Source organism: Paenibacillus thermotolerans (assembly GCF_028745515.1).
In the GTDB taxonomy this organism is placed as follows: Bacteria; Bacillota; Bacilli; order Paenibacillales; family YIM-B00363; genus Paenibacillus_AE; species Paenibacillus_AE thermotolerans.
Map to the genome: position 1 here is coordinate 26,589 of NZ_JAQZSG010000033.1, position 24,697 is coordinate 51,285.

Consider the following 24,697-nt stretch of genomic DNA (forward strand, 5'->3'; position numbering starts at 1 on the left):
GTGAGAAAGAGGTGACCAAGTGAAATTTTTAAAGAACAAATTTATTTGGGTAACGATCTTGGCGATCGGTTGCGGAGTCATTTACCTGCTGAATATGAAACCGGTTTCTAAGCTTGCTTCCGGACAACGAAACTATGAGAGTCATGCTGCGGGAGCAACGATTAAGCTTGACTATGATGCCGTGCATCAAAGGATTGAAGGATTCGGGGCTTCCGGCGCGTGGTGGGCTCAGGATGTCGGCGGATGGGACAATCTGGGCGACATCATGGATTTGCTGTATGACGACAAGAAGGGCATCGGGCTCAATATATACAGATACAATATCGGGGCCGGCAAGCCTATTATCGCAAGCGACCCGTGGCGCAGCGCGGAAACGCTTGAAGTATCGCCTGGCGTATATGACCTTGATCGGGATCGAAATGCGATCAACGCCATGAAAGAAGCGGCAAAGCGCGGAGCGACCATTGAATTGTTTGCAAACAGTCCCCCGGCAAGGCTTACGAAATCCGGCTACTCTTCAGGCGAAACAACCGGCAAATCGAATCTTCCGCCTGAGAACGAGGAACAGTTCGCGAAATATTTGGTAGACATCACGGAGCTGTTTTTAAAGGAAGGCATTCCGGTTACATATATAAGTCCGATCAATGAACCGCAATGGGATTGGAAGAGCGGACAGGAAGGCTGTCATTATGAGCCGGAGCAAGTAATTAGCCTGTCCAGAAAAGTGGCGTTGGAGCTTGAAAGAAGGAAGCTTCCGGTAAAGCTGTTAATAGCCGAATCGGGCGCATGGAACGATCCGAATTATACATTGACAATGTACAAGCGGATTATGAATGACGACGTGCTCTCGAAAGCTATTGATGCTTATGCCGTGCATTCTTATTGGTCAAGCGAGAAGGATAAGAAGATTGCCGCATCCTATTTTTCACAGTTTGAAAATATGCTTCCGCTGTATCAAACCGAATGGTGCGAAATGAAGAACGGCAACGCCGCGAGTATGGACGCCGCGTTGGTGCTGGCGAGAACGATCCATGAGGACATGACCATATTATCGGTTTCGGTATGGGAACAATGGCTTGCCGTTGCGAAGGGCGATTACCGGGACGGTCTTGTATATGTTGACGAGGCGACCAGAAAGTTCGGCGCCGTGAAACGGATGTGGAGCTTCGGAAATTACTCCAAATTTATTAAGCCGGGATACCGCCGGATCGAAGCCGAAAGCCAAGACAGCGATGTGCTCGTATCGGCATATGTCAGTCCTCAAAAGGATAAAACCGTGATCGTAGCCATCAATCCTACCAAACATGAGAAGGCAGTGTCATTCGAGAACGTGAAGGGTAAAAAGACAAAAATATACGAGACATCGGAGAAATCCAATCTTGCCCTTATTAAGGAGGTGAGTGGGCTGGGGAATGTTGTTCTGCCAGCAGAGTCCGTTACAACTTTTGTTATTCAGGCAGGCATTTTTGGATTCCTGTAAGTTTCAAGAAGAAAAACATTAGGGGAGGATCAAAAGATGGCAGGCAAGCTGAAAAGATTTCTTTCAATGTTTCTTGTACTTGCATTAACTGCTGCATTATTTAGCGCGTGCGAAGGTTCCGGAGCTTCTGAAAAAAACAAAGATTCCGGAAAAGCCGCCGAACAAAACAACGATTCGGACAAAGATGCCGCAAACGTTGGCGGAGGCGGGAATACGGGGGCGCCGACCGAAATTGTTTTCGGTACGCACTGGGCGCAGGGCGACGATCCCAATTGGAGAGACCCTGTCACCGGCGAGCCGGGGATGCCGCCGGATCAATTGCTGGCCAGACAGAAAGCTGAGCAAGCCGTTCTAAAAGAGTTGAATGTCCAGATTAAATGGGTGCAGTATCCGAGCGATGTGAGAGAAGCGCTCTTAAAGTCGGTACTCGCTAACGATCCGATCGTTGATGTCGCACTGTTATGGGGCGGCTCGCAAGGGACATTGCTCGGGCAAAACATTTTCCAGCCTTTGGACGAATATCAGAGCATCTTCAGCGACCCTGACGATTCCTGGATGATGGGCGACAAGATGTTCGGCCATAATTATTTCTTAAACTACATCCTGGACTTTGTGAACCAATGGCCGCTGGTTTACAACATTTCGTACCTTGATAAGGTAGACGCTCTGAAGGAAAACGGCCAAACCGTGTATCCTCATGATTTGTGGAAACAAGGGAAATGGACATGGTCTGCATTCCAAGATTATTTGACGAAGGTAAATGAATATTATGCCAACAAAATGGCGCCTGTAAGAACGGATGTACCGATCAAGGCGTTCCAAACGGACTACAGATATACTGCGCTGCAGGCGATTCACGCAAACGGCGGAGCGGTGTTCGGAGCTAACGGCTTGACGGCCGACGCTCCGGAGGCGAAGAAGGCCGTAGAATACATTGACGGATTGATGTCGAAAGGCTTAATGATGTCCGTAAGATACGGCGACGATACTCCCGTTCCGGGATGGACATGGAACGGCGGCGACTTCGGAAACGGCGAAACCGTATTTACGAACATGGTACCGTGGCTATCCAACGGCGCAGGCCAATCTCTTGCCGGACGCGGCGAATCCATGGGCGTAGTGCCGTTCCCAAGGCCGGACGACATTGCGGCTGATGATCCGAAGTATGAACAGCTGGTTTTCCCCGGCAACCAGATGGCTGTTTTGAAAGGGTTGTCAAAGGAAAAAACGGAGCTTGCATTGAAAGCCTACAGGCTGTATTGGTCTACCGTATATAAAACATTGGCAAGCAGCGACAAGGCACTGGATTTCTTTGAGAAGCAAGCGAAAAATACGGCCATCAATTATGGATTCGACGTAACGAATGAAAAGTTCGGCAATGACATCATGGAAGCTTTCACGGGTATTGCGGGAAGCAGGCCGAACGAGTACCAGACCATCATGGCGTGGGCAAACCTGTGGAGCGATACGATCTTGGGCAATTCGCTGTACGGGTTGAACGGTTCGCCGAAGTATGCCGCAGCAATCGATGCCCAAAAGAATCAAATCATTGAATCGATGAGTTCCATTGAAACGGCTCTAAGCTCCGGCAAATCCATCGATAATATGCCGCCGAGCTTCGCGACGACGGGCAAACCGATCGCCGTAGCGGCAGGCGCGAATCCGTCTTCGATCAACTGGGAGGAATTCGTTAAGGCACAAGACGGCGTTGACGGGGACATTCCTTTCGCCAATGTCACGGTCGATACCGCCGCCGTTACGTTCGATAAGGTCGGCAAATACGACAAGGGCCTTGCGTTGTCCGTAAAAGACGCAGCAGGCAATGAGAAGAAGGGCTCCTTCGATGTGATCGTCTACGATCCGAATAACAAGACGGCTCCGACGATTACGGCAAAGGAAAATTATAGAGCCGTTAAAGTGGACGAAGACGCGTCTGCGATTAACTGGGCGAACGATTTCGTTGAGCAGGCCGTCGACAAGGATGGCTTCGACTTGAAGAGCAATATTACGGCGGATATCGGAAACCTTGACGTTACAACCGTCGGCGCCTATGACGTTACTCTTACCGTTAAGGATTTCGCCGGAAATGAGGCGAATCTCGCGATTAAAGTAAACGTCGAACAGTAAGCTTCGAGTTTCAATAGTAAATCGTTACGGGGCTGCAGGTGCTATGAAGCAAGCGTTTCATAGCACCTAGCCTATTAACACGGAGGTTTAGGGGCATGAGCATGATGAAGAAAATGTTAGCTTTCAGCAGTTTGATAATTTTTGCTTTGGTCATGTTCATACCTGCACTAAAGGCAGACGGTGTACATGCTTCAACCGAAAGCAAGCCGGAGCCTGGTCAGGAGTATTACGAAGAATCGTACGGCAATTACCTTGCCGGTCAAGAGTATTCCGGGAAGATGGCTTCATCGGAAATCAAGGTTGATGTTACGGCTTACAAAACATCGGCCGATATGGAAGCAAGCGTTAAGAACGGAACGGTAATTACCGGCGACAGCGGCACAATCACATGGAAAGTGTCTGTGAAGGAAGCGGGCTTTTATAATATTGCGGTGACTTATCTGCCTGTGAAAGGCACAAACTCAAAAATCGAGCGAAAACTATTCATAGACGAGACGAGTTATTTTACCGGAATGAATCAGTTGATTTTCAACAGAATTTGGGACAATAACGGCGGGAAGCCGATCCTTGAGAGGGACGGGAACGAGATCCGTCCTGTAGCTGAGGAAAAATCCGAGCCCGCGACCGTTTATATACATGATTCGCAAAGAAGAAGCTTGGAGCCGTATAAGTTTTATCTGACCGCAGGTACGCACACCTTGACCTTGGAATCCGTTAAGGAACCGTTAGGGATCAGCGGCATTACATTGAAAGCGGCGCCCGAAATAATGCCGTACGCGGATGTTATCAAGCAATGGGAGTCCAGGTACAACGTATACGACGGAATCAATCTCGTATATCAAGCGGAAAGAACGGATGAACATACGATCGGTATCGAGAAATCATCCGTGGATATTATTATGTCCACCGACTACAGCAATCCCAATACAGTCCCCTATCATCCTTACAAAATAAAACTGAATACGATCGGCGGATCGAACTGGAGAACTCCCGGCGACTTTATCGCATGGCACATTCAAGTGCCCGAAGAGGGGTTATACCGAATTTCCTTCAGAGGAGTGCAGAACACGAACCGGGGCGTCATGTCGTACAGGCAGTTGAAAGTAAACGGCGAAGTTCCGTTCCGCGAAGCGATGGCCGTACCTTTCGGATTTCATTCGGGGTTTGTCAATTACGTGCCGGGCGGCAGCGAAGGTGATTATCTCATTCACCTGAACGAAGGACAAAATACGATTTCGCTTGAAGTTGTCCTGGGCAGCTTCGCCGCGCCGCTTTCGGAAGTTGAGAAAAGCGTATTCGTACTGAATGATCTGTACCGAAAAACCGTTCAAATTACCGGACTTGTGCCGGACAAATATATCGACTACGAAATTACGGCAAAAATACCGAATTACGCGGAAACTCTTCAAGCGGAAAGCGAACGGTTGAAAAAAGTCGTGGCACGATTGGTGGAAATCACCGGCGAGAAGGGCGAAAAGACGGCCATTATCGAAAAGATGCAGGTGCAAGCGGAACGATTAAGCCGAAAGCCGGAAAATGTCATTAATGAGTTAGCCACGCTGGAAAACAATATTTCGTCCATGGGCGCATGGATCACATCCATATCGGAAATGCCGCTGCAGCTCGATAGCTTTACGTTATCCGCTCCGGGAGCGAAGCTGCCCGATCCGGCGCCGAATGTATTGGTTCGAGCTTACTACGGTGCGGTAAGGTTTTTGTCCACATTTTTCGTTGACGAAACGAGAATTGAAGGTACTTCCGGTGAAGATGCCGTCAAAGTGTGGATATCGGCCGGACGCGACCAGGCGCAGTTAATCAAAAATTTGATCGATCAAAGCTTTACTCCGAATTCGAATATTCCGGTAGATCTGCAGCTCATACCGGAGGATGTCATTCTTCCGGCTACGCTGGCCGGCAACGGTCCGGATGTAGCTCTAGCCATACCGCAGGCGACGGTCATTAACTTCGCCATGAGAAACGCCCTTGTGGATTTGTCGAAGCTGGACGGCTTTGATGAAATTAAAAAGCAGTTTCATGACAGCGGCTTGAGAACGGTGTCCTATCAGGGCGGCATATACGGTCTGCCGGAGCAGCAATCGTTCGTGATGATGTTTTACCGGGAAGATATACTGCATCAACTTGGTTTGGAGCCCCCCGAGACATGGGACGATGTCGAGAATATGATATCGATCCTGCATACGAACAATTACGACTTTTATATGCCCGGCCAGGAATTGTACCCTTCGCTTATATACCAGTATGGCGGAGACTTATACAAAGGAACCGGCAGCGATTACGGAATCCGCAGCGGCTTGATCGATGACAGCGCGATGAATGCATTTCACCGAATTACGAGATTTTTCACGAGCTACAGATTGCCCGTATCCGCCGATTTTTCCAATCGATTCAGAACCGGCGAGATGCCGGTCGGGATCGCGCCATATACAACCTACAATCAGCTGGCGGTATTTGCGCCGGAAATTAGAGGCTTATGGTCGTTCGCTCCGCTGCCGGGAATTCGCAACGCGGACGGAAGCATTACCAATACGGCAGTTTCCAGCACGATGGACAGCATTATGATGAGCTCTTCAACAAATAAAGAAGCGGCTTGGGAGTTTATGAAGTGGTGGCTGGATGCTAAGACGCAGACGGAGTACGCCAACGCTCTTGAAGCAGTAATGGGGGCCGCCGCGCGATATCCGACGGCGAATATCGAGGTTTTAAAGCAGCTGCCGTGGTCGTTGAAAGATTCGCGGGAATTGGAAAAGCAGTTTCAAGCTACCGTCGGAATTCCAGAGGTGCCCGGCGGATATATGACCGCAAGGGCGATCGACTATGCATTCCGTTCCGTCGTAACGAGCGGCGCAAACCCTCGCGAGGCGCTGTATATGAATATAAAGCAAATCAACAAGGAGCTTACTAAAAAACGCAAAGAGTTTCATCTGTCCTTCAATGACGGCAATGGAAATGCGCATGGCGAGTAAGAACCAAACTGTAAGAGGAGAAGTAGGTGAGTATGCTGACGAATCGGAAAACAACTGCAAGAAACTTGGCCGAAATGACGCGTGCGCAGATCTGGAAGGAACATAGAGAAAAATATTTGCTGATCCTGCCGTTCGGAATCATATTCATATTGTTCACCGTCATTCCTGTATTTTCTTCTATCGTGATTAGCTTCACATCGTTTGACATGCTGGAGGTCCCCAAGTTTGTCGGATTCGGCAATTATATTAATCTGTTCACCAACGACGAAGTATTTCTGATTGCGGTGAAAAATACGCTTTTCTTCGCTCTGATTACCGGGCCGATCAGTTATCTCATGTGTTTCGTATTTTCGTGGCTGATCAATGAGCTTCCGCCGAAGGTTCGCGCGATCATGACGCTCGTATTTTATGCGCCGTCGATTTCGGGCAACGCCTATTTGATCTGGAAGCTGATTTTCTCCTCCGATATGTACGGATATGCCAATGCATGGCTGCTGAAGCTCGGATTCGCGAGCGAGCCGATACTTTGGTTCGATACGAAAAACTACGTATTTCCGATTCTTATATTGGTCCAGCTGTGGCTGAGCCTTGGGGTAAGCTTCCTGGCGTTCATAGCGGGCTTGCAAAATGTGGATAAAACATTGTATGAAGCCGGTCAGATCGACGGGATCAGAAACCGCTGGCAGGAGCTTTGGTATATTACGCTTCCGTCTATGAAGCCGCAGCTGCTGTTCGGGGCGGTGATGCAGATCACCAGCTCTCTCTCGGTATCGCAAATATCGATCGAGCTGGCCGGGTTCCCTTCGGTCGAATATGCCGGCCATACGATACTTACCCATCTGCACGATTACGGCTTCATCAGATATGAGATGGGGTACGCGTCGGCGATCGCGACGATATTGTTTTTCATCATGGTATTTACCAATATCATTGTCCAGAAAGCATTAAGAAGGGTAGGTGTCTAGCGTGAACGGTGTTGCCGTAGCCATCAGGAAGGCTTACATATCGAGGAAGTTCAAGCGGAGGAACAGAAGCATCGCAGGAGACTTCACTCTTACATTTTTCCTCGGCATATTCGGACTGTTCAGTGTTTGGCCGCTCATTTTCATCATTAATAACGCCTTTAAGCCGCTGAACGAAATTTTTATTTTTCCGCCCAAATTGTTCGTGCAAAGTCCGACGGTGACCAACTTCGCGGATCTTGCCATTATTATCGGAAACTCCTGGATCCCGATGTCGAGGTACATATTCAATACCGTGTTCCTTACCGCATTGGGAACGGCGGGAACCGTAATCATCGGCTCCATGGCCGCCTTTCCGCTCGCTAAATACATATTCCCGGGTTCGAAGCTGATGTCCAAATTGATCGTTTACTCCTTAATGTTTAACGGGACCGTCACGGCGCTGCCGAATTATGTCATCATGTCCAAGCTGGGGATGATCGACAGCTACTGGGCGGTTATACTTCCTTCGGTCGGATCGACGCTCGGGCTGTTCCTGATGCAAAACTTTATGGTTCAAGTTCCCGATGCGCTCATTGAGGCCGCAAAAATCGACGGGGCGAGCGAGTTCACCATCTTTTGGAGAGTGATGATGCCTCTTTCAAAATCGGCATGGATTACGCTGATCATATTATCCTTCCAATATTTATGGGGAACGACGGGAGGAGGCTTTATTTTCAGCGAAAAGCTGAAACCGGTAAGCTACGCGTTATCGCAAATCGTGAACGCAGGCGTAGCCAGGACCGGGGTAGCCTCGGCCGTTACTCTCATCATGCTGACGGTGCCGATCGTCGTATTTGTCGTATCGCAGAGCAATGTCATTCAAACGATGGCCACGACAGGCATAAAAGAATAATTAACAATCGGAAAGGAAGGCCCAACCGAATGAGACATCATTATTATTGGGCTGTTGTTTTCGCCTGCATACTCGGTTTGTTGCTGCCCTCCGCAAGTGCGTACGCCTCCAATACGTTTGAAAGCAATTATACGTATGATTTTTGGGGGAATGTCAAAAAGAGCCTTCCGGCCTTCGAGCTGGTAAACACGCTGGACGCCAGCAGTATGGAAAATATAAAGCTGGGAAGCGTTGACGACGTGTTCGTAAGCAAAGACAGAATCTTTCTCGTGGATGGGGCGGAAAGCCGCGTGAACGTATTTGATGCGGATTTCAAGCTTCTCGCTTCTATTAAATTAATACGAGATGAAAACGGAAAAATTATGGTCAACAAAGATACGAACAAGCAGCTGATGCTGAACAAACCGGAGGGCGTGTTTTATAGCGAAGCTTCCGATGAGCTTTATATAGCCGATACGGAGGCGGAAAGAATTATCGTTCTTGATGGGAAATCGTACGCTTACAAGAGAACGGTGGAAAGACCCCGAAATATGGTGGGAGCGACCCTGTTTAAGCCTTCCAAGCTGATTGTCGATAAGGACGGAAAAATGAGTGTCGTTGTTCAAGGCAGCTATGAAGGAATTATCGAAATCAACAGCGACGGCTCGTTCTCCCGTTATTTCGGCCTTAACAAGCCTAGAGTCAACCTGGTGGATCACTTCTGGAAATCGATCGCCTCCAACCAGCAAAAGCAAAAGATGAAAAAAGTGTTTGCGCCGTCGTTCAACAATTTGACGATCGACTCGGAAGGGCTCATTTACGCAACGACCTTCGACCCTTCCGCTCAGGACATGGTATTCCGGTTCAATTCCAAGGGCGAAAATGTGCTCGTGCAAGGCGGTTATTTCCCGGTCATCGGCGACCTGCGCAGCCGCGGTTCGGCGGATTTGAAAAGCCAGTTCGTGGATATCGCGGTTTCCGATTACGGAGTGTATGCCTTACTGGATAAAACGCAAGGCAGAGTCTTTCTTTATAATTTCGAAGGGGATTTGATGAACATATTCAATTCCTCGGGGAATTTGAAAGGCAATGTCAAGGACCCGACGGCCATTGCATGGTTCGGGGATCGGTTGATCGTAACGGATAAGCAATTCGCAAGCGCTTATCTATTTCAGCCTACCGAATTCGGCCAAGCGGCTCTTAATGCCGAAAAACAATATTTTAACGGGAATTGGGAGGCTGCCGGCCAATATTTCGAAGATACGCTCAAGCTGAATGCAAATTACGACATTGCCTATACGGGAGTAGGCAGAAATTATCTCATGCAGGATCTGTTTGACAAAGCGATGTATTACCTCAAGCTCGGCAATAACCGGAATTATTATTCGAAAGCTTACGCCGAGCATCGCAATAGGTTTGTTCAACTGAATTTCATATGGTTCGTCATCCCGTTTCTGCTCCTGGCGGCCGCCTTATTCTATTCGGAATACAAGTACAGCAAGAAAAACAATTAGACTCCGCCGCGCATCGCAATCAGGTGAACGAAATGCTCCAAAGAAAGGGTATGATTCGATTTATGGCCGGAATGATTGATGATGGAAAATATTTGTTTTACGTACTCTTTCATCCGTTTGACGGATTTTACGATATTAAATTTCTAAGGAAGAAAAATTACGCGATCCCGGCGATCATCATGCTGGTCTGCGGCATTACGGGTATTATGAGCTATCAATACACCGGGTATATTTTGAACTATAATCCTTTGTTTGCGATGAACAGCATCACGATATTTCTCACCACTTTGTTCCCTTATTTATTGTTTCTGATCAGCAATTGGAGCATAACGACGCTGTTCGACGGGAACGGCTCCATGGGCGACATTTTTATCGTCTTGAGTTATGCGCTGGTGCCGAAGCTGCTATTCGATATCGCGGGAATCGTTTTGAGCAATGTCATTATTCAGGAAGAAGCGGGGCTTCTGTATGCATTTATGGCCATCGGAACGGTGTGGTTCATCTTCTTGCTGTTCTGCGGACTGTGCGTCATTCATGAATATACGGTGGTAACGAACGTTGTCACGCTGCTCGTCTCGTTCTGTTCCGCGATCATTATTGTGTTTCTATCCATGTTGTATTTCACGCTGCTGGGAAAAGTAATCGGATTCGTTTACGCACTATTCAGCGAATTGACAAAAAGGTGGTGACAGCATGATAAAAAATGTGAGCGGAGCGGCGGTCATACGAATCAAGAGAATAGGGAAGAAAGAACTCCTATATGCCCTGCTGGCAGTGTTAATCATCGCGGCAGCTTGTTTTACGCCTACCGTCATCAAGCATTTGAACATAAAGCGGCAAGCGCTCCCTGAGTATCATAAAGCGGGCTTGTCGGCTTCTCTAGGCGAGATAGAAAAAAACGCAGGCACCGTTCTTTTGGCGAGCGGGGAAGGAAAAGAGCTTTATATCGATACCGCTACCTTGAATGTGAAAGTAGCCGATACGAAAACCGGCGCCGAATGGAACAGCATATATACGGATGAAAAAAGCGGCGATGCGGAGAAATCGCCGATCGTGATCAAGTTTCTGGGCAATGACAGCGCAATGTACGAATGGGACGCGTACAAGTACGCCATTCAAAGCGGCAACTACAAGCTGAATAAAATCGATAACGGCGTTCAGATCGTATTTGATTTTTTTGAAACGGAATCGTACCGACTGAATGAATATATGCCTCAAAAAATATCGGTCGAACATTACCAAACCGAGTTTCTGGACCAGCTGGACCGGAAGTTTAATGAAGGAAAAATTACAGCGGCGGAAGTCGTTAAGTATCAAGATGCTTTGAATCTAACGTATCAGCTGGATGAAGATAACGGTCTCTATTTCTCCAAGTTCTCGGGGCTTCCGCCGCTTTCGCTTGTGAAAGATCTGATCAATTTCTCGAAAGCGGTTGAATATACGACGGAAATGCTGGTCGCGGACAGTCAACAGTTCGGAATCAATGTAACGATTACGAAGCCCGCAAAATTCGTAATTACGATGGAAGCGACTCTGGATCAAGGGGATTTGGTAGTACATATACCGACCTATGAAATTGAGAACGGAAACGAATTTTATACGATACAGAACATATCCGTATTCCCATCCTTCGGACTCGCATCCGCGGAGAAGGCGGACAACGGGTACATAGTTGTACCGGACGGTTCCGGAGCTTTATTCGAGCTCAATACGTTCAACGGCAAATATCCGGAATACGAAAGGCCGGTGTACAACAACAATTATTACGGCACGCTGTATGAAATGCCCGAATTTCCCGAAAATCTCACAATGCCCGTGTTCGGCATGTACCATACCGATCTTGAAGGAAAATCCCAAGGATTTATGGGGATTATTGAATCCGGGGCGGAGCTCGGATCGATCAAGGTTCAACTGGGCACAAAGGACACTTCGGCCGGCGGGACCTTCTATAACAAAGTGTACAGCACTTTCGATTCCATGCAGTATTCGCGCGTCAAGGTGTTTGGGCCCTACAGCGACAATGAAGCGCGGTTTCTGTCGTCCACCGGCTTGATTCCCGTCGATTATTCCGTAAGATACAAGCTGTTCCCCGATCAGGTAACCTATTACGACATGGCGAAGACGTACCGGGAATACCTGATGGAAAAATACGACATAACGGCATCGTATAATGCTATGCCAAAGCTTTTCCTCGATGTGATCGGAACCGTCACGCTGGAAAAGAGATTTCTAGGAATCCCGTATAAAGAGCCTTATTCCATGACGAAATATAGTCAGCTGCTTGCGATCATGAACGATTTAAAGGGTGTAAACAAAATCGTCAACTATAAGGGCGTATTTAACAACGGGCTGAATAATTCGATCTCAAACAAAGCGGTTTTGGCGGGTTCGAATGGAAGCAAAGACGATTTTGAAGCCTTAATGAAAGTTTTCGACGGTGAAAACAATAGGCTGTTCCTCAATGCCGATTTGATGAGAGTATCGGACACGAGCGGAGGCTTCTGGCCGAAAACGAATGCGCTGCACGGATATGACGGGAAGCCGGTTGAATTGATGAAGTACAACTATTCCGACGGCTGGTTCAATCCGCGCAGCACGAAGCAATACTTGCTGCATCCTTTGTATTTGAGCGATACGGTGGATAAATTTATAAGAAGCTCTAAGGATTACCCCACTATTTTTGTGAATGATATGGGGTCCGCTTATTATGCCAATTACAATCCGCGCGATATCGTCGATCCCGTCATTGCCGATTCGATCGTGCAGGATAACTTGAACAAACTATCGGAAAGCAAAACAATCGCACTGGAAAATCCGAATGTCGATAACATCAGGTTTGCGGCATATGCGGCCGATATATCGCGGGAGAGCAGCAATTACGGAACGATGTACGTCTCCATTCCGTTCCGGCAGCTGGTCATGAACGGGCTGACGGAATATACAACCTTGAATGTGAATATGTCTGCGGACCGAAGCGATTACTTTATATTGCAAGCGTTGGAGCTCGGCAGCATTCCGAAGTTTACGATCAGCGCCGAAAATGTCGATGTCCTTAAAAATACCGAATATAGCGATTATTTTTCGATCCAGTACTCCGTTCTTAAGGAAAAAATAAAGTCCGTTTATGACGAGTACAGCAAAGGGCTTTCAGAAATAGGCACGAAGGAAATTGTCGACCACCGGATGCTCGCGAAGAACGTGTTTGAAACGACCTATGCGTCAGGGGTATCGGTTATTGTGAATTACAATAAATTTCCGGTATCCGTAGCTGGAGCTCGTCTGGATGCACTCGGCTATATCATCGAGTCAAAATCGTAAGGAGCCATTCGACATGCGAATTTCATATAAAAATATGAGAAAAATAAACGGCATCGTGTTTGTACTGCCGTGGCTGATCGGTTTCATATTGTTCTTTTTGACGCCGCTGGCGAGCACGATCAAATACTCCTTTCATGAAGTAGGCGTGGCAGACTCGGGAGGGATGGTGCTTCATTATGTCGGCTTTCAAAATTACACGAATCTTTTTAACGTTGAAGTATCGAGCCAGAGCCGACAGTTTTTAAGAGTATTTTCGGATGAAAATCTCAATATTTTTATCAATACTCCTGTCATCGTCATCTTCAGTCTGTTCTGCGCGATCCTGATCAACGTGAAATTCAAGGGGCAGGGGCTTGCCAGGGTCGTCTTCTTTCTGCCCATCGTATTGGGATTGAAGGTAGTCGTCGATTTAATTTTGGTGACTACGGGCGGGGATGTGGCTGATGCAGCGGTAGCGAACCGGTTCGATAACGGTATGCTGATGGAATTTCTGCGCACGTACACGTTTCTTCCCAGGCAGGTTACGGTTTTTATATCCGATTTAGCCAACGACATTTTCATGCTTATATCGCAGACCGGGGTTCAGACTCTCATTTTTTTGGCGGGGTTGCAGTCTATTAACAGATCGCTTTACGAGGTGGCCAAAATAGAAGGCGCCAACGGCTACGAAATTTTTTGGAAAATTACGCTGCCCTTGCTGTCGAATATTTCGCTGTTTGCATTGATCTACACGTTTGTCGATATGTTCCTCAAGTCCACGATCTCAACGGAGATATACTACTTCGCATTCAATAAGAACAATATCGGTGTCGGTTCCGCGCTGTCGGTCGTTTATTTGGTCAATGTATTAGTCGATTTGCTCATATTGATGCTAGTACTTAGCAGGGTGGTGAAGTGGAACAATGCTGCAAAGTGATGTGCGGGCCGGAAAACCAATAAACGCGTATGCAGTGAAAGAGAAGCTTCGGAGAGTCATATTCGGTTATTTCTTCTTGTCATTAGTGATCGGACTCGGTTTCGCCATATTATATCCTTTAATAAAGCTGCTTCCGGTCGTATTTAACAATTTGGAGGATTTGGGAAATCCCGACGTCATTTGGGTCCCGATCGAGTTTTCGACGGTCAGCTTTCAGGCGGCCATGCGGCTCGTGTTCGGCAACGGCGTGCCTATGCTGCAATCCGTAGCATATGCCGCCGTGATCGCCTTCATCCAAATATTTGTGAGTGCCATCGCGGGGTATTCGCTCGGACGGGTCGACTTCTGGGGGAAAAACGCCGTCATGTTTCTCGTCATCCTTACCTTCGTCGTACCTCCGCAGTCGCTGTTGATCTCTCAATATTTAAGCTTCAAGGACTTTGATATTTTCGGCATCATTTCGGCGGTTAACGGCGAACCGATCGACTTGATCAACAAGCCTTACTCGCTATATTTATTGGCGCTATTCGGCTTTGGGGTAAAGCAAAGCATGTTCGTATTCATATTCCGCCAATTTTTCAGGGGGCTGCCTAAAGAGCTGGAGGAAGCCGCTTATATTGACGGCTGCGGCTTTTATAAGACATATTTCAGAATCGGTCTTCCGAACGCCGTACCGGCTATTATGACGGTTGCCATTCTAGCCTTCGTCTGGAATTACGGGGACACTTACTATACGGGTTATTTCCATGCCGACGGACCGTATGTAAGTATGAGGCTTGCATCGACATTTGCGCCGGCCAACGTGAATAACATTTTATACGCGATAAGAACATGGTATGACGCGCCGGGGGCTACAACGTTTGCCTTCGATGCCGTAAAGCAAGCGGCCGCCATCATCTATCTCCTGCCGCTGCTGGTTATATACTTCGTTGTACAGAAACGGATCGTCGAGAACTTTGAACAGTCGGGTATCGTGGGTTGAGATCTGCATTTAGCAAAACTACTTTAATTTAAAGGAAGAGGCGGATGAAAACGAAATTGACGGACAAATTATCTTTCGACGCTCAAGTGTTAATCGACGCGGACGTAACCTATCAAAAGATCGATAACTTCGGCGCATCCGACGCGTGGTCGATGGAGCCGCTCGGGAAATATTGGACCGAAGAAAATAAAGCGCGCGTGGCGGATTTGCTCTTCTCCAGGGAGAAGGGAATCGGCCTGTCCGCTTGGCGGTTCAACATCGGTGCGGGCTCTACGGAGACGGACCAAGCGATTATCGGGAATCCGTGGCGCCGGGCGGATGCGTTCAAATCGTCCGGGGACGGCGAATACGATTGGAGCAAACAGGCGGGTCAGGTGTGGTTTTTGAGGGCGGCCAAAGAACGGGGCGTGGATACGCTGATCGCTTTCGTAAACAGCCCGCCGGTTTGGATGACAAAGAACGGTCACGCCCAGCCGGATCCGGCGGTGGGCTCCACCAATTTAAAGGAAGGCTTTGAAGGCGAGTTTGCGGCATACTTAATCGATGTGCTGAAGCATTTTCAAGAGGAAGGCATCGAGTTTCAGTATATTAGTCCCATTAACGAGCCGACATGGGATTGGAACAAAGCGGGGCAGGAAGGGAACCGCTATAATAATGACGATTTGAAGCGTGTCATTCTCGAGCTGCACAGGCAGCTGAAGGAGAAGGGCCTTACGGCGCAAATCAGCGCTCCGGACGGCGTTGAAATTACATCGCTGCTGGATGACGAATACTTCAACATGTTTACGAACAACGAACGGTATACGGGCGGCGCCAACAGTCTGGGAACGGGCAAATACCGGGAATACATTAAGGATTTGCTCGGGGACCCGGAAATGAGGGAAGCGGTCGGCAATAAAATCGCATCGCATTCGTATTGGTCCGATTACAGCAAACCCGGCGACGACCGTCTCGGCAAACTCAGAGAATTGCTCGCCGCCAATATGAAAAAATACGACCCGGACTCCAAGTATTGGATGACGGAATATTGTATTCTCGGCCCGGGCGGCCCCGGCCGCGACTTGGGAATCGATGCGGCGCTGCACGTCGCCCGCACGATTCATTTCGATTTGACGAAGGCGAATGCGGCGGCATGGCAATGGTGGACGGCGGTCTCCAAAGAAGATTATAAGGACGGCTTGATTTACACCGATTTCCATAATGAGGGGGATGAGCAAACCGTTCTCCCTTCGAAAATATTGTGGGCGCTCGGCAACTACAGCAAATTTATACGTCCCGGCGCCGTGCGCGTCGCGTTAACGGGGCTTGACGAGGAAGCGCGAAGCGGGCTGTTCGGCTCCGCTTACGTCCATGAAGGGGAACAGACGGTCACGGCCGTCTTCGTCAACGACAGCTGCGAGGATCGGCGCATTTCGATTTCTTTACAAGTACTTCGTCCGGAAGCTGCAGCCGCCGTCATGCAATACTACGTCACTTCAGCCGAAAGCGATCTGAAGCGGGGCGAGGACGTTCCGGTTCGGGCGGACGGTACGCTGGCAGCCGTCGTTCCTGCACGCTCCGTAGTGACGTTGTACGGGGGATTTATGGGATAGATTTCTGTTTCAATTTTTTAAGGTATTTGTTACCTTTAGTGTAATACCTTGCTGAAAGGATTATCCAATATGAAAAGTATTACGGTCTATGATATTGCAAGGGAAGCGAACGTTTCGGTAGCGACGGTATCGCGCGTTCTTAACGATACGGCTCCCGTCAAGGCAAGCACGCGGGAGAAGGTCAATGCCATCATCAAGAAGCACCAGTTTCAACCCAATGCGCTTGCGAGAAGCTTGATCAGCAAAGTAACGGGGATGATCGGCATGATTCTCCCGGATATTACAAATCCTTTCTTCCCGGAAGTAATCAGCGGGGCCGAAGCGGAAGCGCGTACTAAGGGATATACGTTCTTTTTGTGCGACACGGGAGGAGACTATCAGCGGGAATCGGAATACCTCACGATATTAAAGGAAAAGAGAGTAGACGGGATTATTTTCCTCGGGGGAAGAATCAATCTGGCTCGCTGCAATCCGGAGCTTGCAGAGGAGGTTGTCGAGCTTTCGAAGCAAATTCCGATCGTTCTGGTCAACGGAAATCTTCCGAAGAGCAATCTGTATCGGGTGATGACGGATGAAGCGGCCGGGGCGGAACTGGCTGCCCAGCATCTGATCGATCTCGGGCATAAAGATATAGCGTTTATCGGCGGCTGGAGCCACATGAGCACGACGACTCAGAAGGTGAAAGCTTTTAAAAGAAAAATGGAAGAAAACGGCTTGCCGGTAAGGCCGGAATGGATTTTACCCGGCGATTTCAGCGTCGAAAGCGGGAAAGAGCTGATGGGCAAGCTGATCGGCATGAAAGAAAGGCCGACGGCGGTAATGTGCGTGAACGACTTTACCGCCGTCGGAGCCGTTAAGACGGCAATCGAGAGCGGGCTGCGAATACCCGACGACATATCGGTCGCCGGCTACGATGACACCCAGTTATCCACCGTCCTGATCCCGGAATTGACAACCGTTACCCAGCAAACCTATGAGTTGGGGAAACAATCCGTACAAATCCTTCATCAGCTCATTAGCCGGGAAAAGGCGAGAAGGCTGACGGTACTTCGCCCGCAGCTGGTCGTTCGGCAAAGCACCGGCCCGAATAAGCTTACAAGATAAGTTCTAAGATCAAGAACTTATCTCTTTTTCGAAATTAGTGAAACCCATTTCATGAAACGAATTTCAATGAGAAAAACGGTTTGAAAACATTACGAAACAGGAAGGTGAATCCGGTGAACACCGTTTATGCAAGCAAGACAAAAACCGAGATCACATACGATAGCAAAAGCTTCTATATAAACGGCAAGCGCATGTTTCTAAGCAGCGCCTCTATTCATTATTTTCGGATGCCGAAGGAGGAGTGGAGGGAGGTTCTCGTCAAGGCGAAGCTGGCCGGCATGAATTGCGTCGACACTTATTTTGCGTGGAACGTGCATGAGCCGAATGAAGGGGAATGGCATTTCGAAGGCGATGCGGACTGCGGGGCGTTCCTCGACCTTTGCGCCGAGCTGGGGTTGTGGGTGATTGCGCGCCCGGGTCCGTACATATGCGCGGAATGGGACTTCGGCGGTTTTCCGTGGTGGCTGGGCCGAAAGGCGGGAGTGAAGCTTCGGGAGCACAACGACGTGTATTTGAAGTATGCGGATTTGTATTTCGACCGCATTGCGGAGGTCATTCGCCGCCGCCAAATTACGCAGAGCGGATCGGTCATTCTGGTTCAGGTGGAAAACGAATACGGGTATTTGGCGGACGACGAGACGGGCCGCGAGTATTTGTGCCACTTGCGGGACGGACTGCTCCGAAGAGGGATCGATGTGCCTTTGATCACCTGCGTCGGCGGCGTGGAGGGCGCGATCGAGGGAGCCAACTTTTGGAGCGGCGCCGATCATCACTATGCGAGCTTGGCCGAGAAACAACCGGACGCGCCGAAAGTGGTTACGGAATTTTGGAGCGGCTGGTTTGAACACTGGGGCGCGTCCGCCGCAACCCAAAAGACGCCCGAGCTGTACGAGAAAAGAATGTTCGAAGCCGTTCAAGCGGGCTTTGACGGAATCAGTCATTACATGTTTTTCGGCGGAACGAATTTTGGCGGGTATGGAGGAAGAACGGTAGGCGGCAGCGACATTTTCATGGTAACGTCCTATGACTACGACGCTCCGCTTAACGAATACGGGAGAACGACCGCGAAATATTTTGCCGCGAAACGGTTTACATACTTTATACGGACGATCGAATCGTTCCTGCTCGAGTCGGAACCGTTCGATGCGGCCGGCATCAAAGCTTCGCAGGGGATTAAGGTTCGCGGCAGAACGCTTCGGGATCAAAGGCTATTGTTTATCGAAAGCGTCAAGGCGGAAAGAGAAACGTTCCATGTGACGCTGGAGGACGGCAAAACGCTGCCCGTCACGGTAAATCCCGGAGAAATCGTGCCTGTGCTTGACCGGTACCGGATTTGCGATGGGGTCCGTCTGACCTGCAATACGCCGATTGCGTGCAACGAACCTGTTGACGGGATCCAAACCTTGATCGTATATGCAAAAAACGGGCAAAGATCCTGGGTCGAATTGAATGCCGAGCAGGAAATACGCTATTCGGACGGTCAGCCGACGCTTTATGTGTTGAGTCCGGATCGGAGAACGATCTCCTTTGACTTTTACCATTATAGCGAGCCGCAGACCGTTTGGCTGACCGTCGGAGGCAAGTCCCTTCGGTTGATCGTTATGAATGCGAGCGAGATGGACAAAACGTGGCGCTTGGGCGACGGACAGTGGGTTAGCGGGTGCAGCGACCTGCATGCCGGTCCGAACGGGGAAATTCTTGCATGTATTAGCGAAAAGGGCGAAGCTTCCGACGATCTGTTTCGCGGGCTAAGTTTTTTGCCGAAGCCGGACGATGTCGGCCGCTTCGCGACGGAAAATGTTCGGGTGCCGGTCTTGGACGAATGGGAGAGCAGAACGTTGGATGTTACCTCAGTAGAAGGGGTTTCCATAGAGGGACCGAAGGATTTTTCAAGCTTCTCTCAACCGTTCGGGTATTTATTGTATACGTGCCAAGTCGAGAGCGAGGCCGACCGGTCGACGGTGCTGATATTGCCGAAGCTTCAAGATACCGCAAGGGTGTACGTCAACGGAACGGAAACCGGCTTGATTCGCGAGGTCGGATCCGCATCCGTCGAGGTGCATTTGCGCAAAGGCAGCAACAAGCTGCAGCTTTTGGTTCAGCATATGGGCAGATTGAATTTTTCGCCGTATCTCGGAGAGCCCAAAGGCTTGTTCGAAACGGGATATTTGAACGGATCCGTGCACGATTTGCGCAAAGGGTGGATTTGTGATGACGAAACGGTGCATCTCGATCAGGTGAACAAGCCGGACGGGCAGCCGATACTATCGCGTACGTTCCGGACGGAGGGGCATGACCGGGCTGCTTTGGTCGGTGCTCTGAGCGCCCCGCTGCGCATCAACGGCAAGGAAGTGCCGATGGAAGGGTATCATAATTGGTTTGCGCACGGGACGGTCGACATCTCGGAGTTTATCAGACAAGGCGATAATGTTATAGAGATGCCGTATTTCAAGGCGCCGATCAACCGGCTTGAGCTGTTAACCTATCATTCTTCCGAGGAAGTCAAAAACTGGAGCATGGCCGTCGTAGAAGACTGGAGGCCGGCTGCGTCTTCGGCGGCGAAGCCGGGAACGAGAGCTCCGGCTTGGCATCGCTGCGAATTCGGCAAGCCCGTCCTTCCGGAAACGATTCATGCGAAGCTGAAGCTGCGGCTTACGGGCATGAGCAAGGGATCGATCTGGCTGAACGGAATCAACCTGGGCAGATACTGGCAAATCGGCCCGCAGGAGGATTACAAAGTGCCGTTGGCGTGGCTGAAAGAAAACAATGAGCTTGTCCTATTCGACGAAGAAGGGCGTTCCCCCGAGAAAGTACGGCTGCTGTTCGACGACCAGTCGTTTCGCCCATGGAAAAAAATAATAAAAACGGTTGCCAATTATTGAATACGCTTTTAATATAGTAATTGGATTAGTAAATATAGAATGTGATTAATAAAAACATTAATTGAAAGGATGAACACACGCATGACCACCAACCGAGTCGTCATTCAGGCGGACCGCACGCTGGGCACGATCAACCGAAATATTTACGGGCATTTCTCCGAACACCTCGGGCGATGCATTTACGAAGGACTATGGGTCGGAGAAGATTCGCCCATCCCGAACACGAACGGCATCCGCAACGACGTGCTGCAGGCGCTGAAACGGATGAAAATTCCCGTATTGAGATGGCCTGGCGGCTGCTTCGCGGACGAATACCATTGGAAGGACGGAGTCGGCCCGCGGGAAAGCCGCAAGCGTATGATCAATACGCACTGGGGCGGCGTTGTGGAAAATAACCACTTCGGAACGCACGAGTTTATGATGCTGTGCGAGCTGCTGGAATGCGAGCCGTACATTAACGGCAACGTCGGCAGCGGAACGGTTCAGGAAATGTCCGAATGGGTTGAGTACCTAACGTTCGACGGCGTGTCTCCGATGGCGGAATGGCGCAAAGCGAACGGCAGGGAGCAGCCGTGGAAGCTGAAATATTTCGGCGTCGGCAACGAGAATTGGGGCTGCGGCGGCAATATGCGTCCGGAATATTACGCGGATTTGTACCGCCAGTTCCAGACGTACGTCCGCAATTACGGCGACAACCGCATACATAAAATCGCATGCGGACCGAACGTGAGCGATTATCACTGGATGGAAACGTTGATGAAGCAGGCGCATCGGTTCATGGATTCGATCACGCTGCATTATTACACGCTCCCGACCGGAGATTGGTGGAACAAGGGGGCGGCCACCGGATTCCCCGAATCCGAATGGGGCGCCACGCTTAACAAAGCGCTGCATATGGAAGAGCTGATTACAAGGCATTCCGCCATTATGGATCAATACGATCCGAGCAAGCGGATCGGCCTCATCGTCGACGAGTGGGGAACTTGGTACGATGTGGAGCCGGGTACGAATCCGGGCTTCCTGTATCAGCAAAATACGATTCGCGACGCGCTCGTGGCCGGGATTACGCTGCACATTTTCCACAAACATTGCGATCGCGTACGTATGGCGAACATCGCGCAGCTGGTCAACGTGCTTCAATCCGTCATTCTTACGGAAGGCGAGAACATGGTGCTCACGCCGACCTATCACGTATTCGACATGTTCAAGGTGCACCAAGACGCCGAATTGCTCGATACGCATGAGACCGTCGCACAGATCGGCAGCGAGAACGCAGCGATGCCGCAAATTTCCGCTTCCGCCTCCCGCGATGCGGACGGCCGCATTCATGTGAGCTTGTGCAACTTGGACCATCAGTCCATTGCCGGCGTTAAGCTTGAGCTGCGCGGCTTGGCGGACGGCGGAGTGAACGTCGTCGCGACGACGCTAACTTCCGGGCGGATCGACGGACACAACACCTTCGATCGCCCCGATCAGGTCAAGCCCGCCGCGTTCACGGAATACACGATCGATGGGCATACGCTTCAAGCGAATTTGCCTCCGATGTCCGTTACGGTGCTTGAATTGACCTCGCGGTGATGCGTATGGAGGCAGCCGCGGATCGTTCGTGCAAAGGGTGCCGCAGCGATGTTCGGGTTACCGAGGAGCAGATCGGCCGGATTCTTGCCGCGCCGATGTTTCAGCCCGGCAGCGGCCACTGCGTGCCGGATGCCGTATATGAAGAGCGGCTGCGGCTTTGCGGCGCTTGCCCCAAGCTGCTTGACGGCCATACCTGCGCCTTGTGCGGCTGCTTCGTTAAAATCGCGGCCAAACTGAAGGATAAAAGCTGCCCCGCGCCAGGGGGGGCGGGATGGCAGCGTTACAGTTGAAGTGCGAGGGTAACACATTGTCGAAAAAAGGAGCGTGTTTCCGGTGGTTTCAACGGTTTCGCCAGCAATCCCTCTGAGTCAAGTTCGCATAACCGATTCATTCTGGTCTTCGTATATGGAATTGGTGCGAACTACGGTCATTCCTTATCAATATGAAGCGCTGCACGACCGGATCCCGGATACGGCGCCGAGCTACGCGATCCGAAACTTTCGGATTGCGGCCGGCTTGGAGGACGGAACATTCGGAGGCATGGTGTTTCAAGACAGCGATGTGGCGAAATGGCTGGAAGCGGTCGGCTATTCGTTGGCGTCGTACCCCGATGCGAATCTGGAGCGGCTGGCGGACGAAATCATCGATCTCATCTGTCAGGCACAGGCGGAAGACGGGTACATCAACACGTACTACACGATTAAGGAACCGGGCAGCCGATGGACGAATCTGCACGAATGCCACGAGCTTTACTGCGCCGGACATATGATCGAAGCGGCCGTCGCTTATTATCAAGGCACGGGCAAAAGAAAGCTGCTGGATGCGATGTGCCGGTTCGCCGATCATATCGATACGGTTTTCGGTCCCGAAGAGGGGAAAATCCGCGGCTATGACGGCCATCAAGAAATCGAGCTCGCGCTCGTAAAGCTGTATCAAGCGACCGGCAACGAAACCTATTTGCGGTTGAGCCAATATTTTATCGATGAACGCGGAAAGAGCCCCAGCTTCTTCGTCGAAGAGTGGGAGAAGCGGGGGCGGACGTCGCACTGGACCGGAGGCAAGGGCGGGAGGCCGCATCTGGAATACAATCAAGCCCATGTGCCGGTTCGGGAACAACAGGTGGCGGTCGGCCACGCGGTAAGAGCCGTATATATGTATACGGCAATGGCGGATCTTGCCCGCCTGTCGCAGGATCAAGGCCTCCTGGACGCTTGCCGCAGGCTTTGGGCGAATATTGCGTCAAAGCAAATGTATATTACCGGAGGAATCGGGTCGACGCACCACGGCGAAGCGTTCACGTTCGATTACGACTTGCCGAACGACACGGTATATGCGGAAACGTGCGCCTCGATCGGCCTCGTATTTTTTGCGCAGCGGATGCTTCAAATCGAAGCCAAGAGCGAATATGCGGACGTTATGGAACGGGCGTTATACAATTTGATCATCGGAAGCATGCAGCAGGACGGAAAGCATTATTTTTACGTCAATCCGCTCGAAGTATGGCCGGAAGCAAGCGCCAAAAATCCCGGCAAGCATCATGTGAAGGCGCAGCGGCAAGGGTGGTTCGGGTGCGCATGCTGTCCCCCGAACTTGGCGCGCTTGCTGACCTCTTTGGGGCAATACGTGTATACGGCAGACGAAGATACGATTTATGCTCATCTGTATATCGGCAGTGAGTTAAGCGTCCGGTTGGGAGGCGATTCCGTATTGGTCCGGCAGCATTCGGAGCTTCCTTGGCAAGGAAACGTGACGCTGCAAATTTCTTTATCCGGGGCGAAGCGCTTCACGCTTGCTCTGAGGGTGCCCGATTGGTGCGCGAAAGGGGCAAGTTTGGTTATAAACGGGGAAGCGTTCCCGCTTGACGGAAGGCTGAAGGACGGCTATGTCCGAATTGAAAGGATATGGTCCGATTCGGATACCGTGGAGTGGACGCTTCCCATGAAGCCGGTATGGATGAGAGCGAATCCCGAAATTCGCGCCAATGCGGGCAGGGCGGCGATCCAGCGCGGACCGCTCGTCTATTGCTTGGAGGAAGCGGATCACGGGAAGCCGCTTGCCGCATTATCCGTTTCTATGAGCTCTGAGCTGATTGAGCGGCACATACCCGATTTATTCGGCGGCATCGTCGCCATAGAGACGGAGGGCTGGAAGGATGCTGCGGACGGGTGGGCCGATCAAGCGTATCGTCCGGCGGAATCCGTCTCCTCCCGGGAGCAGGTTCGCATTCGCGCGGTCCCATATTATTTATGGGGCAACCGGGGCGCGGGAGAAATGAGCGTTTGGGTGCGTGCGAAGGAGTAAAGGCACTGTTTCTCGACGCTGCTCGCTACCCGCTGCGATGCTAAACATTCCTGTAAGGACTAAGATTTCGTCTTGGACAAAAA

At 50.3% G+C, this 24,697-nt stretch carries 16 protein-coding genes; all 16 read left to right on the plus strand.

What is annotated here, in order from left to right; all coding sequences use genetic code 11:
- Positions 1 to 19 precede the first annotated feature (19 nt).
- The 16 genes from PT964_RS21470 to PT964_RS21545 all read left to right on the plus strand — a co-directional run bounded on the left by PT964_RS21470 (position 20) and on the right by PT964_RS21545 (position 24,614).
- Entirely contained in the window at positions 20 to 1,480 is a 1,461-nt protein-coding gene (locus PT964_RS21470) for a glycoside hydrolase family 30 protein (RefSeq protein WP_274365408.1), read from the plus strand.
- A gap of 36 nt (positions 1,481 to 1,516) precedes the next feature.
- Entirely contained in the window at positions 1,517 to 3,607 is a 2,091-nt protein-coding gene (locus tag PT964_RS21475; RefSeq protein ID WP_274365409.1) for a hypothetical protein, read from the plus strand.
- A 95-nt stretch (positions 3,608 to 3,702) separates the two neighbouring features.
- Complete coding sequence (locus PT964_RS21480) at positions 3,703 to 6,591, plus strand: extracellular solute-binding protein (protein WP_274365410.1); 2,889 nt, start codon at positions 3,703 to 3,705, stop codon at positions 6,589 to 6,591.
- Between the two features lie 32 nt (positions 6,592 to 6,623).
- Positions 6,624 to 7,556: a carbohydrate ABC transporter permease gene (locus PT964_RS21485; protein ID WP_425262780.1), complete on the plus strand. Its 933-nt coding sequence runs from the start codon at positions 6,624 to 6,626 to the stop codon at positions 7,554 to 7,556.
- A gap of 1 nt (position 7,557) precedes the next feature.
- Positions 7,558 to 8,448: a carbohydrate ABC transporter permease gene (locus tag PT964_RS21490; RefSeq protein WP_274365411.1), complete on the plus strand. Its 891-nt coding sequence runs from the start codon at positions 7,558 to 7,560 to the stop codon at positions 8,446 to 8,448.
- 29 nt (positions 8,449 to 8,477) lie between these two features.
- Complete coding sequence (locus tag PT964_RS21495; protein WP_274365412.1) at positions 8,478 to 9,941, plus strand: NHL repeat-containing protein; 1,464 nt, start codon at positions 8,478 to 8,480, stop codon at positions 9,939 to 9,941.
- A 32-nt stretch (positions 9,942 to 9,973) separates the two neighbouring features.
- A complete protein-coding gene (locus PT964_RS21500; protein ID WP_274365413.1) occupies positions 9,974 to 10,630 on the plus strand; it encodes a YIP1 family protein in 657 nt (218 codons plus the stop codon).
- 4 nt (positions 10,631 to 10,634) lie between these two features.
- Positions 10,635 to 13,259, plus strand: coding sequence for a DUF5696 domain-containing protein (locus PT964_RS21505; RefSeq protein ID WP_274365414.1), 2,625 nt, complete (start codon positions 10,635 to 10,637; stop codon positions 13,257 to 13,259).
- Between the two features lie 13 nt (positions 13,260 to 13,272).
- Positions 13,273 to 14,175, plus strand: coding sequence for a carbohydrate ABC transporter permease (locus PT964_RS21510; RefSeq protein ID WP_274365415.1), 903 nt, complete (start codon positions 13,273 to 13,275; stop codon positions 14,173 to 14,175).
- Positions 14,162 to 15,157, plus strand: coding sequence for a carbohydrate ABC transporter permease (locus tag PT964_RS21515; RefSeq protein ID WP_274365416.1), 996 nt, complete (start codon positions 14,162 to 14,164; stop codon positions 15,155 to 15,157). The genes PT964_RS21510 and PT964_RS21515 overlap by 14 nt, the downstream gene beginning before the upstream one ends.
- Before the next feature lie 44 nt (positions 15,158 to 15,201).
- Entirely contained in the window at positions 15,202 to 16,749 is a 1,548-nt protein-coding gene (locus tag PT964_RS21520; protein WP_274365417.1) for a glycoside hydrolase, read from the plus strand.
- Positions 16,750 to 16,818: 69 nt separating this feature from the next.
- Entirely contained in the window at positions 16,819 to 17,853 is a 1,035-nt protein-coding gene (locus PT964_RS21525) for a LacI family DNA-binding transcriptional regulator (protein WP_274365418.1), read from the plus strand.
- Between the two features lie 113 nt (positions 17,854 to 17,966).
- Positions 17,967 to 20,735, plus strand: coding sequence for a beta-galactosidase (locus PT964_RS21530; protein ID WP_274365419.1), 2,769 nt, complete (start codon positions 17,967 to 17,969; stop codon positions 20,733 to 20,735).
- Between the two features lie 81 nt (positions 20,736 to 20,816).
- Positions 20,817 to 22,313, plus strand: a complete 1,497-nt coding sequence (locus PT964_RS21535) for an alpha-N-arabinofuranosidase (protein WP_274365420.1) — start codon at positions 20,817 to 20,819, stop codon at positions 22,311 to 22,313.
- Positions 22,314 to 22,318: 5 nt separating this feature from the next.
- Positions 22,319 to 22,603, plus strand: a complete 285-nt coding sequence (locus tag PT964_RS21540) for a DUF6171 family protein (protein WP_274365421.1) — start codon at positions 22,319 to 22,321, stop codon at positions 22,601 to 22,603.
- Positions 22,604 to 22,646: 43 nt separating this feature from the next.
- Complete coding sequence (locus PT964_RS21545) at positions 22,647 to 24,614, plus strand: glycoside hydrolase family 127 protein (protein WP_274365422.1); 1,968 nt, start codon at positions 22,647 to 22,649, stop codon at positions 24,612 to 24,614.
- Positions 24,615 to 24,697 lie beyond the last annotated feature (83 nt).

Coding starts and splice junctions, on each gene's coding strand:
- PT964_RS21510 (WP_274365415.1), top strand. CDS start 13,273: ATGCGAATTTCATATAAAAATATGAGAAAAATAAACGGCATCGTGTTT.
- PT964_RS21485 (WP_425262780.1), top strand. CDS start 6,624: ATGCTGACGAATCGGAAAACAACTGCAAGAAACTTGGCCGAAATGACG.
- PT964_RS21535 (WP_274365420.1), top strand. CDS start 20,817: ATGACCACCAACCGAGTCGTCATTCAGGCGGACCGCACGCTGGGCACG.
- PT964_RS21495 (WP_274365412.1), top strand. CDS start 8,478: ATGAGACATCATTATTATTGGGCTGTTGTTTTCGCCTGCATACTCGGT.
- PT964_RS21475 (WP_274365409.1), top strand. CDS start 1,517: ATGGCAGGCAAGCTGAAAAGATTTCTTTCAATGTTTCTTGTACTTGCA.
- PT964_RS21500 (WP_274365413.1), top strand. CDS start 9,974: ATGCTCCAAAGAAAGGGTATGATTCGATTTATGGCCGGAATGATTGAT.
- PT964_RS21505 (WP_274365414.1), top strand. CDS start 10,635: ATGATAAAAAATGTGAGCGGAGCGGCGGTCATACGAATCAAGAGAATA.
- PT964_RS21525 (WP_274365418.1), top strand. CDS start 16,819: ATGAAAAGTATTACGGTCTATGATATTGCAAGGGAAGCGAACGTTTCG.
- PT964_RS21540 (WP_274365421.1), top strand. CDS start 22,319: ATGGAGGCAGCCGCGGATCGTTCGTGCAAAGGGTGCCGCAGCGATGTT.
- PT964_RS21515 (WP_274365416.1), top strand. CDS start 14,162: ATGCTGCAAAGTGATGTGCGGGCCGGAAAACCAATAAACGCGTATGCA.
- PT964_RS21520 (WP_274365417.1), top strand. CDS start 15,202: ATGAAAACGAAATTGACGGACAAATTATCTTTCGACGCTCAAGTGTTA.
- PT964_RS21480 (WP_274365410.1), top strand. CDS start 3,703: ATGAGCATGATGAAGAAAATGTTAGCTTTCAGCAGTTTGATAATTTTT.